This is a genomic window from Acinetobacter sp. ANC 3781, from assembly GCF_004331285.1.
Taxonomy (GTDB): domain Bacteria; phylum Pseudomonadota; class Gammaproteobacteria; order Pseudomonadales; family Moraxellaceae; genus Acinetobacter.
This window is the reverse complement of sequence record NZ_SJOH01000009.1, coordinates 40,871-54,032: the sequence shown is the minus strand read 5'-3', so window position 1 is coordinate 54,032 and position 13,162 is coordinate 40,871. Positions and strand designations below refer to the sequence as shown.

The following is a 13,162-nucleotide window of genomic DNA, read 5'->3' as shown; positions in this document are numbered from 1 at the left end:
CTAAGGAAGCTTTAAATGACTGTTATAAAAACTGATTTTTTTACTCGGAATTAAACTTTTACTATAATAATTTTATTTTAATATCAATATTCTGGGGGGGAACAGGGATATAAAATAATCCCTGTTTGAGTGCATAATTATTGTTTAACCACTTTGGTTTTGGCTAATTTATCATGCAAGGTTTGACGTTTTTCACTCATGGCAAAGACATGATCAATGATCGTGATAAAAGGCATAAACAACAGATTTAAAATAATAAAAATGAAACTTCGTAAAGTGAATGCACGCATTAAGCTTACTTTCTCACCACTTTCTACATCTACAATTTTGATTTTGGTCAGTTTTTTACCAATGCTTTGTCCGGATTTCGCCAGCATAAACGCCTGGATTCCAAGCATAATAATGATGTATATCCCCATTGCTTGCCAAGCTTCTGCAGGAATAAGAGTAAATAGTTGTTGTTGTAATTGAACTGCTTGAGTTGAGGTGTCGGCCGATTGCATCTTCTGCTGAATTTCAGACAGCTGATTAATCTGTTCTGGTTTCAGAAAAAAAGAGGGAATGGCAGCTGCGGGTAACCAGAGCAATAAGTCGATAATTTTTGCTAAGATCCGGGTGCTAATAGAAGCAAGCTCAGTATTTGGAGCAGTTTTTTTTTCGACCTGTATTTTATTGAAGCCGGAATTCTGAACAGGGGTTTGCTCAGGAAAAGGTGCAGACCCAATATAACCTTCAGGTTGATATACAAGTTTACCTTGGGTTAATTCACCTAAAGCTTTCCATTCGGTCATGCCTTGGTGCCAAGCCAAATCTGTAAGCAGAACTTGCTGACTAGCGAGCATTTGATTTAACTGCTCTAAGGTGTATGGACCAGCTTGTTGATTATTACGAGCCAAGTAAATTTGCATAAATATTAAATCTCAAAACGTAAATTAGGTTTGTATAGCAAACCCTTAAATTATAGATGAAAAAAGGACTTAAATAGGAGCAATTATTTTTGCGTCTCATTTATGTCATATTTTAAACACCTTTAAAATACACATTTTTAGGCAAGATTTTAAATTTATAAATAATAAATTTAAACGGATTTTCAAACTAAGTACAACAATACTTATGGCAACCTTCTGGAAACGTAATGCATGCATTACTGCCACTATCTGCATAAAACCACAAAAACCGCAGTCAAATTTTTTTGATACTGTACGTGATGCGAAAGCATGGGCTAAAGAAACTGAAGTTGCTCTAATAGATGAAAATCATAAAATCTTTGACCATTGCATCTTAAAAGATGCTTTAGAGGAGTATCGTGACACAGTTTCAAGCAAAAAACGAGGCGCTGATCGTGAGATTGGTCGTATTAACTCTATTCTAAAACACATGAAGTGCGATATAGCTTTAGCTAAAGCGAATAATAGATTTTTATCAGTTTCATGGTGTGAGTGATGTTTAGAGAATATTTCATCCTCAACAGCAAGACATCATTTTATTTTTGCTGGCAGGTTTTTTTTAACTGTGGCTAGAATCAAAATCGTGGCCCGGGGGGGGGATTCAGGGAGGGATGTGCAGATTCTTAAAAAATGTCTACATCGTGAAAGAATTCTTCAACAACAAATGGATACCTGATTGCTATATTTGTCTAATGACTTAAAAACTATTTTTGATTGCCAATTAAAACTGAAATACGCCAATCAAAAATTGCCTATTTAGATTGGAAAAGAATCCATTTAAATAAACAATAATATTTACCATTCCACACCCAGTGGGATTGCTGCATTTCTTTAACAGTTTTTAGTAAGTATTTGTATTGAATATTTTTTAACTTATGCTTCTACTCAAGCTTCTAAAGAGATGTCGCATTGATCTGCGTATGCGGCTGAAAATTTGAGTAAGATTTAGTAGCTCATCAATCTGCTGATTAAATACATATGCAATTGCCTGTGAGATTTCTTGATGAATTAAGTCACGCCAGTCATTTTCCTGCACGGTTACAGTTTCGACTACTCTCATCAGAATTCATCCCAACCCAATTTAATAAAGTTAATCCAATGCATATTTTCACGTCTACCACTAATGTGGTGAAACACTAGTTTTTGATTGGTTGGTTTCAAAATTTCTGAAACTTTAAGTCGCGCTTTATCCTATTTAAAAATCAATATCCTCCTAAGCGTTAAAACTCCACAAACACTTTTCGAATATCTTCACTCCAGTCTTCATTTAGTTTTCATTAGTTCAGTAAGCCCGCTTTGCTTACCCGCTTTAATCCAAGGGGGCGATCAAAAACAATAAAATTAACGTTCATGAGACATCTTCTAATCTTTGCTTTACTGATTTAGGCAGACTAAACACAGCGATAAAGGTCTTACCAAATCCACCTTCTTCAATAAAACTATCGATAGTGTTCAAATTTATGTTTTCTGATAGATCTGGCTTGTTTTTAAAATCTTCTTGGCAAAATTCGCAAATGATCAATTATTCAAAGTGAACATAATTTAAGCCTAGCTTTTACTACACGTCATATTTCTCGCCCATAACTTTGCTTTCATTTCGATTTAACGACGACTACAGCCCGTACTATGTAAAATCCTCATCCCTGAAGTACCCCTACTTAATGAAACGTCATTACTTTAGATACGCCAAAATTATACAGAATAATTCAGTATGAGTCATATATGAGCAATCAAGATAAGGACAAAGTTGTGGTCTTGGTGTGGTTACTCAACTGATGGCCTTAATCCTCCTATTTTTCAAGTTAATTTCTTATACATGATTCGGGATAATTAAGAAGCTTACCCAATGTGAAACTGTATAAAAATGTATTAAAAAGCACTTTTGATTATTCAAATCAATATTGAATATGAAAATTTTATATTGTATATTTTACCAAAAGTTACAATCTTGATATGTTTATATGTACGATTTTATTAAAAGTTTTAATACTACAGGTAGCTATTTAGTAGCTGCTGTGTTTTTATTATTCGTAATATTGACTTACTTTTACGTGATAAACCCTGCGTAATAGGGTTAAATCCAAAAAAAGCTTGCCCCATGGCGAGTTTTTTTATGGCTACAAGAAAAGAAAAGTAAAAAATAAATGTAATTTTTGATAAAAATCTATGGTTTACTTAGCTTAACCATTGAAAACTAATTAGCAAAATATAAAATTTTTTGGATAAATAAAAGTTTGAGTTAATGGCATGCAAGATAGAAAATTGGTAGTACTTATAAGCATATTTTTTATATGCTGTTTGGGCCTAGTACTATCAGTATATATTCAATCGAAAAGCCAAAAGAGGGAAGAGATGCAGAGAATTATTGCTGAAGTAGAACAGGAGCTAGTCAAGATGGATCGTAATTATATAAAATACTAAATGAAATATATTAATCTAAAAAGACTAGACCTCTTTTATAGATTATTTTTTTGCTCAGTTCCAAGTCCTAGGTTTCAGCGATTAAATTAAATCTTAAACCAAGTTTTTTACTTCGACTTCGATAATGTTTCGCAAGGATTTTGAATGTTTTAGACTGCTAAATGCATGCTGAATATCTATTCCTATTTTACTGATTTCCTTGCTGATAGTGTTTTAGTACAGCATTTAATTTACAACGTCTCTTGGTTTTTACTGGCAACAGGTGCTTTGAATACACCTTATAAATCCCTTGATAGACTTTATCTGCAAAGATAAAAACCCTGCAAGGAATCTGCTGTAAATTACGTTTAAATCGCTTGAAATTATTTACTGTACCACGGTTAGCACATAAGCTCAGTAACTGCTGAGTCTTGTAGTAAATCATGGCCTGTACTTTAAAGGTATGGGGCTTCTTCTTAACGCTGTAGTTTTTTTCTATTTTTAGGCCGTTGCATGGGAGTTTTTGTAGCATTGTTGATCACAACATTCCCGTCTATCCCTTTACCGTCAAACAAACTCTTGGGCAAATTAAACAGATTGGACTGAATCAAACAGTCTTCTACAAGATGTAAAATTCTTGAGGCTATTGGTTCTGAAATACCATAACTTGTCGCAATATGGAATAAACTTTGGTATTTCCCCTAATAGTTCAGATAAAGCAGAACTTGATCTTCCAAGCCTAACTAGGCGGTGTGCTTTTGGCAGGGACATGCATTTTTAGTTACTCAACCACTAAATAAGTTAAGCATGAGATGCCGGTGTGTCGCTTGAACTGTGTTTCAGAAAGTTAGTTTGATTCGATATATGCTATAGACAGAATGCATGAATAGGGTAAATCTTTTGCTATAGATAATAGTCAAAAAGATACTTTTTTTTAAATTTATGAAAGAGGGTTATTGTAATTTACTATTTTAGTTAAAAAATTTTTTGTATAAAATATGGTTTATGATTCTATCATTTTAGTTTCTGATTTCTAGTTGTAACTTCTCATACTTGGCAGGTATTTTTGCGGATGAAATAAAAGAGAATCTAATTTTCTATTTCTTCAGGTATGTATTTAGCTTTCATGCGATGTAAATCGGTTCCATAGTTGATAATGAGGAAATTAAGGTTTGTCGTGATTTTTTGAAAGAGATAAAGTAATAGTCAATCAAAAAAAATACAATTCATTAAATAATCGTATTTTTTTGTTTTCACCATATTGAAATAATTTGATTATATATTTAGTAAAAACAAACAATAACTGCAAAAAAATCTAAAATTCAGCGTAAATTAAGCCTGTTTAATTTGGGAGAATTAAACAGGTTTTTTGTTGAAAGGTATGTATATTTTCCTTCTGCTTCGAACATGTTGCCACACATAAATCCCATCTACAAAATGGCTCACTATTTTTTTATCGTATCTTCAATGTACAACTAGAGATTGATTTTTATGCTTATTTTTAGATGAACTGCAATATTTTATTTTAAGTCTTTATAATTAATAAAATAAAAAAGACCCAGATTTGGGTCTTTTTTAACAGAGTTTATTAAGCTTTTTGAGCCTTTTCTTCAGCAAGGAAGAACCAGGTGTCTAAAACCGAGTCTGGGTTTAGCGATACTGATTCAATACCTTGTTCCATTAACCATTGTGCAAGATCAGGGTGGTCAGAAGGACCTTGACCACAAATACCCACGTATTTACCTGCTTTACGGCATGCATGAATCGCCATAGAAAGTAGCGCTTTAACTGCTGGATCACGTTCATCAAACAGGTGTGAAACAATACCAGAGTCACGGTCAAGCCCAAGTGTTAACTGAGTCAAGTCGTTAGAACCAATAGAGAAGCCATCGAAGTGTTCAAGGAATTGTTCAGCCAACAATGCATTGGTCGGTAATTCGCACATCATGATCACTTTAAGACCATTTTCACCACGTTTAAGACCATTCAGAGCCAATAACTCGATCACACGTTTCGCTTCAGCAACTGTACGTACGAAAGGAATCATGATTTGAATGTTGGTTAAGCCCATTTCATCACGTGCTTTCTTCAATGCACGGCATTCAAGCTCAAAGCAGTCACGGAAGTTGTCAGAAACGTAACGGCTAGCGCCACGGAAACCAAGCATTGGGTTTTCTTCTTCCGGCTCGTATAACTTACCACCGATCAAGTTCGCATATTCGTTTGACTTGAAGTCAGACATACGAACAATCACTGGTTTGTCAGCGAAAGCAGCAGCAAGTGTTGAAATACCTTCAACCAATTTTTCTACATAGAATTCGATTGGAGAAGAGTAGCCTGCTGTACGTGCCATAACAGCTGCACGAGTTTCGCGTGGAAGACTGTCAATGTTTAATAACGCTTTAGGATGCACACCAATCATGCGGTTGATGATGAATTCTAAACGTGCAAGACCAATACCCTCGTTTGGAATGGTTGCAAAATCGAATGCGCGGTCAGGATTACCCACGTTCATCATGATTTTGAACGGAAGTTTAGGCATTGATTCAATCGAGTTGCGTTGAATTTCGAAATCTAAAGAACCTTCATAGATGAAGCCTGTATCACCTTCTGCGCAAGATACAGTTACTTCCTGACCATCAGTAAGCACTTCAGTTGCATTGCCACAACCTACGATAGCAGGAACACCAAGTTCACGAGCGATAATTGCTGCGTGACAAGTACGACCCCCACGATTGGTAACAATCGCTGCAGCCCGTTTCATTACTGGTTCCCAGTCCGGATCAGTCATGTCAGATACAAGAACGTCACCTGGTTGTACTTTGTCCATTTCTTTAATTGAAGAAACGATACGTACGCGACCCGAACCGATACGTTGGCCAATTGAACGGCCTTCACAAATCACAGTACCTTTTTGTTTAAGCAGGTAGCGTTCCATTGTGCCGACATTTTCACGGCTTTTTACTGTTTCAGGACGTGCTTGAACGATGTAGATTTGACCGTCGTCGCCATCTTTCGCCCATTCAATGTCCATTGGTGAACCGTAATGGTTTTCAATGATCAATGCTTGTTTGGCAAGTTCTTGCAGTTCGTGATCGTTTAGCGCGAATTGTTGACGATCTTGTTTTTCAACATCTACAATAACCACCGATTTACCAGCAGAAGCTTCTTCGCCATAAATCATTTTTTGGTGTTTAGAACCAAGATTACGACGCAAGATAGAATGTTTACCTGCATTTAATAATGGTTTAGACAGGTAAAACTCGTCAGGGTTTACAGCGCCCTGAACAACCATTTCACCCAAACCATAAGATGCAGTAATGAAGACAACATCACGGAAACCAGATTCTGTATCCAGTGTAAACATTACACCGGCAGCACCTGTTTCAGAACGTACCATGCGTTGAATACCTGCAGACAAGGCAACAACTTCGTGTTTAAAGTTTTGATGTACGCGGTATGCAATTGCACGGTCATTATATAAAGATGCAAAAACTTCTTTGATCGCGATCAATACATTATCAATACCGCGAATGTTCAAGAAAGTTTCTTGCTGGCCGGCAAAAGAAGCATCTGGTAAGTCTTCTGCAGTTGCAGATGAACGAACGGCAACCGCGATATCAGGGTTGCCGTTAGACAATTCAGCGAAAGCGTTGCGAACTTCTTTTTCAAGTTCTGCTGTAAGCGGAGTATCGACAATCCATTTGCGAATTTTGGCGCCAGTTACTGCAAGAGCATTTACGTCATCAACATTTAAAGTTGATAGCTCTGCCTGAATTTTAGCGTTTAGGCCACTTTGCTCGAGAAATTCACGATACGCAGCCGCTGTAGTTGCGAAACCACCTGGTACTGACACACCAGCATTAGATAAGTGGCTGATCATTTCACCTAAAGATGAGTTTTTCCCACCTACAAGTTCAACGTCGTGTTTCCCTAATTTTTCTAGACCAATTACGCGCGCTTCCAAAGTTGTTACTCCACTTTTGCAGTATTAATCACTATCTTGGCATGAGATTATAACAAATCGCGAAGCTTTTTGATTTAACTCGGCGACAGTCATGTAAGATCGGTTTACTATAAAGATTTTACAGTACTTAGACAAATATTTAAGGAGAATTTTAATGTCAGAAGGTAAACAAATTAAGCGCAGTGTATTTTTTATTTCCGATGGTACTGCAATTACGGCTGAAACCCTTGGACACTCACTGTTAGCACAGTTTCCTCATGTTAATTTTGACATTCATATTATTCCTTATATTAGCTCCGAAGAAGCCGCAATGAATGTGGTTGCAGAGATTAACCAACGTGCTGATCGTGATGGGCAGCAACCTTTGGTGTTTGATACCCTTGTAGACCCCTATGTACGTGACATTATTAATACGGCAAATGCTGTAAATCTTGATGTATTTGAAGGGCTTATTGGGAAGTTGTCTGAGGTTTTGGGTACTCCTCCTACAACTTTAGTCGGGCAAACCCATGCGGTGACCGATTCAGAGTCATATAAATCTCGTATTGATGCGGTTCATTTTGCCTTGGACAACGATGATGGTGCACGTACACGCCATTATGATAAAGCTGATTTAATCTTGATTGGCGTGTCACGTTCAGGTAAAACCCCAACCTCAATTTATTTGTCATTACAGTTTGGCATTCGTGTAGCAAACTATCCGTTAACTGAAGAAGATCTGGATGACAACCGTTTGCCTGCGGTATTGCGTCCGCATAAAAGTAAACTGTTTGGTTTAATGATTGATGCGGAGCGTCTTGTAGCGATTCGTACTGAACGTAAAGCAAACAGCCGTTATGCAAGTTTCAGTCAATGCCAGATGGAGCTTCGTGCGGTTGAAGGGATTTATATTTCTGAAGGCATTAAATACTTGAATGTTTCGGAAATGTCGATTGAAGAAATTTCAACCCGTGTTTTACAAATGACAGGTCTTAAACGTCGTATTGGTTAAAGTAACAGTAGAGTTAAATTAATATTTAACTCTACTTTATATAATCGAAAAATAAGAGGATTGTTATATGTATAAAATATTAAATTTAAAAATAATCGCTCTTTTTTTCGCTATGTTGAATCTGGTAAATAGCTCGACTTTTGCAGAATCGGTTGCTCAATTTGAAAGTAATGTCATCAATAAATATTATAAAACCAGTCTGACTGACCGCTATGAAAATGATGGCACTAATCAAGAAGTTGCTTTAAAAATAGCTAGCTTTATTGAGAAAAATCCGCAAAGTTTTCGATACCCATTTAAACAATTACTCGATAAAAACCTACTTTCATTAAATTACAGTCCTGATCGAAAGCTCAAGTTTTATACGCTTAATGTTTCTGCAGGTGGCTCAATGCGGGAATTTGAGTCTTATGTGCAGTTCAAGCAGGGCGAAAAAGTCATTACACACGCACTCCATGATGGGGGATTTATTAAAGCGATTCGTCAAACTCAATTGAATACTGTGCCAACTTATCTTATTTCTAGAGTTTATATAGGCAGTGGTTGTGTTGGGCAATATAGTATTCAAGCGAATCAAATTAAAAATGCACATTATAAAAGCGTGAGTATTTTTAAGACTAAAACCAAAGCGCTGGATCAGATTAATGTCAGCTATGACTGTAACTATTATCCAAAAAATATAGAGCCTTTTGATATGGATCGGTACTATATTCGTGTGTCTCAGGATACTAAAAATATTGATATTCTTATGATTAAGCCATCGGGTGAATTAACGCGAAATTATTTGCGTTATCAAAAAACTAAAAACGGTTATCAATATATCGGTACGGTAAAATAAATTGGTCGATTAAAAAAGAGGCATATTAGCCTCTTTTTTGTGTTTGAAACTTAATAGGTTGTGATAATTATATCCACCAGATGTTCAATGCCTTCCATGCTTTGTATGGCTTGCTCTGTAATTTTAACCACCGGCCAGGTAATTAAGTTGCAGTTTTTACGCTGTAATGCTGCATAGTAAGTATCTGACTTAAAGAACACTTTGTTTTCACTTGCCGAGTTGGGCATTAATTGACGTTTTAACCAGTTGTCTTTCACTTGTGATTCAAGATAGCGAATAGCCAGTAATGATTTAACCCGGTTATTAAACAGGCGGCGATTTTTAATAATTAAAGGATGCGAAAGCAGTTTATGAATGCCTTTTTCTGTATGGGGCAAAATAAAATGCGGTGCAATTTGAAAGATTTTAACCAATTTTGCATGATTACAGATTTGATCTAAATGCGTCACTGTCATTTGATTTGCACCGACAATAGCAACATTTAAATTGGAAAAATCAAAGTGTTTAAGATCTTCTGATGAAATGATTTTTCCCTTAAATTTTTGAAAAAAATCGGGTGAATTTTGAAAGAAGCCATCCAATGGATTCTTTTTCTTGTTAACCATTTATATATCCTTTCTTATTTTTACTTTGTTGCGGTCGGTTCTGCAATTCATTGGTATATCCAAGTTGGAACTTTTGGTAAAGTTTTTTCTGGAATCTGGTCAGTCATCGCAACTGTATTGCTGATAAGAATATGAATTAATTTTTGCCAACGATTTAAGTGGTTATGTGCCTAAAATTAGATAATTTAATATCAATTGCTGCGATGTTCGCATTTAATTTGTCTCATACTCCTAGAGTATTCATCTTGGCTAACAATTCTCTTCTGCTTGATCTGCATAATTTTTTAATTGTGATTTCATAAAAAAATAAAAACCTGCAAGTAAAGGGCAGGTCTTAAGTTTATTTCTAATACATATGACAGCTTATTTTTTTTCTTCATCATGTTCTATATGCTGAAATTCTGTATTGGTATAATTAGGAACACTTGGTGATTGGAGATGTGATCTGAGATAGTCTAAATCACGAATATTCTTTTGAACCGCAACGGCTCCAAATAAACTTAGTAAAAATGCCATGATATAAAACCCTTTTTCACTTAATGCAAGTGAGGCATTCCATAGACCAATAGCCAGTAATGCAATACAGATAATGATAGATGCCCAGCAAAGTCCAAAATAAATAGTAGTTACTTGAATGCCTTCGAGTTTGTCACGGACAATTTTTTGCAAGGAGACTGCAGCAAATAAGCCATATAAGATCAGGATTAAATAATAGCCTTTTTCATTTAGTAACATGGGCGCGTTAAATAAGCCGATGATATATGCTGCTGCACCCGCGATCAGAGCGACCCAACTTGCAGCAATAAATGCAGAAGTAGGTTTGTTAATATATTGATTCATTCTATTCTCCATTTTTGTATTCAATTGTTTTTATACAGCTATTATGCCTAAGCTAAACAATATCGCAAATATTGTTGGGTGGGTAATAGATAAATAAAATGATGAGTTGAGTAGGGGTTTGACATAAAAATAGCACCTATACAGGTGCTATTTAAGAGGGTTGAAAAGTATCAGGAATTTTTGATATCCATGAGTAATTCAAAGTTCTGAATGCGTTTATCTGTATCGTAAATATCACAGGTAAAAATGAACTCATCAACATTATATTTTTCTAAAAGTTCTTCTAAACCTGCTTTGACGGTTTCTGGTGAACCTATTTGTCCCATTGCGTAAAAATTATCGACTGACATTTTTTCCGCCGGTGACCAAATTCCTTCCATCGTTTCAACAGGCGCTTTCAGTTTTAAACTTTGCCCACGCATTAAGCCCAGTACACGTTGATACGCGCTAGTTGCCAGATATTCAGCCTCTGCATCGGTTTGAGCGACTACAGTGGGAACACCCATGGAAACATAAGGCTGAGCTAAATATTCAGAAGGCTCAAAATTTTCTCTATACAATTTGATCGCTTGATCGAGCATGCGTGGCGCGAAATGTGAAGCAAAGGAATAGGGAAGTCCTAATTTAGCGGCCAGTTGCGCACTAAATAAACTTGAACCTAAAAGCCAAACCGGAACATGGGTGTTTTGACCGGGTGTTGCAACAATACGTTGATGCGGTACGGGTTCTCTAAAGTATTGCAGAATTTCCAGTACATCTTGTGGAAACTGATCTTCTGTTTCCTGGCGACCGCGACGTAAAGCACGCATCGTGACCTGATCTGTACCGGGTGCTCGACCAAGACCCAATTCAACACGATTTGGATAAAGGGTGGCTAAAGTACCAAATTGTTCAGCAACGATCAGTGGGGCATGATTGGGCAGCATGATGCCACCAGAACCGACTTTTAAGCTATGTGTATTGGCTAAGATATAACCGAGTAAAACAGCAGTCGCTGAACTGGCAATGCCGTCCATATTATGATGTTCTGCCAACCATAGACGTTTATAACCTAATTGTTCAGCCTTTTGTGCCACTTCCAAAGCATGATGCAGTGAAAATTGAATGCTTTTATCATCACGGACGGGTGCAAGTTCAAGTATCGAAAATTGGATATCTTTTAATGAGCGCATTGGTTTTCTCAAATATGGAAGCTAAGAAAAGCATACGATGACTGATAGAGTTTGTATATCGTTTTTTTTCGATATATTGCTATTCTCAGTATGAATTAAGTAATTGCAGCACTTAAATAAAAAAAAGCACCCGAAGGTGCTTTAAATTGAATCTTTAGAATTAACGACGTTTGTTCCAGCCTACATGACGGCCATTGTCGTGGCGGTCGTTATAACGGTAACTATTGTTACGACGGTCATAACGGTCATTATAGCGACGCTCATCACGATCATAGCGATCATCATAACGGCGATCTTCACTTACTTTTTTACCCAGTAATGCACCACCAGCCGAACCTAAACCAGCACCAATATAACCACCGTTGGTTCCACCCATGTTTTTACCTACGGTATAACCACCCGCACCACCCAAAGCACCGCCAATCACGGCACCAGTACGGTCACGTTTGTTTGCAGCAACACCAGCACCAGCACCGCCACCGATAGCGGAACCAATCATTGCACCAGTGCTACCACCCATCTGTTTACCGACTGCGGCACCTACGACACCACCTAAGGCAGAGGTTAATGCTGTATTCGTTGCATTACCTGCATTGGCTGTAGTCATCGTTAAAGCAGATGAAGCCACTACAGCAGCAAGAATGATTGAATTAAATTTCATGGCAAACTCCTTTTTGAAGCTTTTGTTATCTCTTGAGTTAAATGTAATAAAAGATCTAGAAATGAAAATGGATGAGTTGTTCATCATTTGTATTTTTTTTCTGCTAGATTTATCCATAATTAATCATTGATTCTCATCATTAAAAAGTAAAAAAGCACCCTAAGGTGCTTTAAACTTTAAATCTGACGCTTAACGGCGATTGTAGCGACGGTTGTTATAGCTGTTGTAACGGCGGTCTGTACGATCATCATAGCGACGGTCTTCACTTACCTTTTTACCCAGTACTGAACCACCAGCAGCGCCTAAGGCCGAACCGATATACCCACCAGTTGAACCCCCCATGCTTTTACCGACAGTGTAACCACCCACACCACCTAAACCACCACCAATGGCAGCACCGGTACGGTCACGTTTATTTGCTGAAACAGCAGCGCCACCCGCACCACCAATTGCAGAACCAATCATTGCACCAGTATTGCCACCCATTTGTTTACCCACAGCAGTACCTACAACACTACCCAGCGCAGAGGTTAAAGCAACATTGGTAGTATTGCCTGCATAAGTTGCTGTAGTTGCAATAGCAGAAGTTGCAATGACTGTAGCAAATAAAATTGAATTAAATTTCATGGTGAACTCCAGTTGGAATCTTTTGTTATCTCTTGAGTTAAATGTAATAAAAAATGTGGAAAAGAAGATGGATGAGCTGTTAAGGGTGTGTAGTTTTTTTCTGCCAAATTTATC

General features: G+C 36.9%; 10 protein-coding genes. 3 read left to right on the top strand and 7 right to left on the bottom strand.

Features of this window, described 5'->3' with window-relative positions; genetic code table 11:
• Nucleotides 1–137: 137 nt before the first annotated feature.
• Nucleotides 138–908 carry an RDD family protein gene (locus E0H89_RS08205; RefSeq protein ID WP_131216153.1) on the bottom strand — a complete coding sequence of 257 codons (771 nt, stop codon included), beginning with the start codon at nt 906–908 and terminating at the stop codon, nt 138–140.
• Nucleotides 909–1,113: 205 nt separating this feature from the next.
• Here E0H89_RS08205 and E0H89_RS08200 point away from each other — a divergent pair, with 205 nt between their 5' ends.
• Nucleotides 1,114–1,443, top strand: coding sequence for a hypothetical protein (locus E0H89_RS08200; RefSeq protein WP_131216152.1), 330 nt, complete (start codon nt 1,114–1,116; stop codon nt 1,441–1,443).
• Nucleotides 1,444–4,935: 3,492 nt separating this feature from the next.
• Here E0H89_RS08200 and ppsA read toward each other — a convergent pair.
• Nucleotides 4,936–7,314 (bottom strand): phosphoenolpyruvate synthase, encoded by a 2,379-nt coding sequence (gene ppsA, locus E0H89_RS08190; RefSeq protein ID WP_131216150.1) that lies wholly within the window; start codon nt 7,312–7,314, stop codon nt 4,936–4,938.
• Between the two features lie 154 nt (nt 7,315–7,468).
• Between ppsA and ppsR the strand changes: the two genes are divergently transcribed.
• Both ppsR and E0H89_RS08180 read left to right on the top strand, forming a co-directional pair.
• A complete protein-coding gene (gene ppsR / locus E0H89_RS08185; protein WP_131216149.1) occupies nt 7,469–8,305 on the top strand; it encodes a posphoenolpyruvate synthetase regulatory kinase/phosphorylase PpsR in 837 nt (278 codons plus the stop codon).
• Between the two features lie 67 nt (nt 8,306–8,372).
• Nucleotides 8,373–9,143, top strand: coding sequence for a hypothetical protein (locus E0H89_RS08180; protein WP_131216148.1), 771 nt, complete (start codon nt 8,373–8,375; stop codon nt 9,141–9,143).
• Nucleotides 9,144–9,193: 50 nt separating this feature from the next.
• Here E0H89_RS08180 and E0H89_RS08175 read toward each other — a convergent pair whose 3' ends face one another.
• The 5 genes from E0H89_RS08175 to E0H89_RS08155 all read right to left on the bottom strand — a co-directional run bounded on the left by E0H89_RS08175 (nt 9,194) and on the right by E0H89_RS08155 (nt 13,048).
• Nucleotides 9,194–9,748, bottom strand: a complete 555-nt coding sequence (locus tag E0H89_RS08175; RefSeq protein WP_131216147.1) for an NAD(P)/FAD-dependent oxidoreductase — start codon at nt 9,746–9,748, stop codon at nt 9,194–9,196.
• Between the two features lie 363 nt (nt 9,749–10,111).
• Nucleotides 10,112–10,588 (bottom strand): inner membrane protein YiaA, encoded by a 477-nt coding sequence (gene yiaA, locus E0H89_RS08170; RefSeq protein ID WP_131216146.1) that lies wholly within the window; start codon nt 10,586–10,588, stop codon nt 10,112–10,114.
• A 170-nt stretch (nt 10,589–10,758) separates the two neighbouring features.
• The gene (locus tag E0H89_RS08165) at nt 10,759–11,760 is read right to left on the bottom strand and encodes an LLM class flavin-dependent oxidoreductase (protein ID WP_131216145.1); all 1,002 of its coding nucleotides are present in this window, start codon (nt 11,758–11,760) and stop codon (nt 10,759–10,761) included.
• A gap of 160 nt (nt 11,761–11,920) precedes the next feature.
• Nucleotides 11,921–12,421: a hypothetical protein gene (locus E0H89_RS08160; RefSeq protein ID WP_131216144.1), complete on the bottom strand. Its 501-nt coding sequence runs from the start codon at nt 12,419–12,421 to the stop codon at nt 11,921–11,923.
• Between the two features lie 189 nt (nt 12,422–12,610).
• Entirely contained in the window at nt 12,611–13,048 is a 438-nt protein-coding gene (locus E0H89_RS08155) for a hypothetical protein (protein WP_131216143.1), read from the bottom strand.
• Nucleotides 13,049–13,162: the final 114 nt, after the last annotated feature.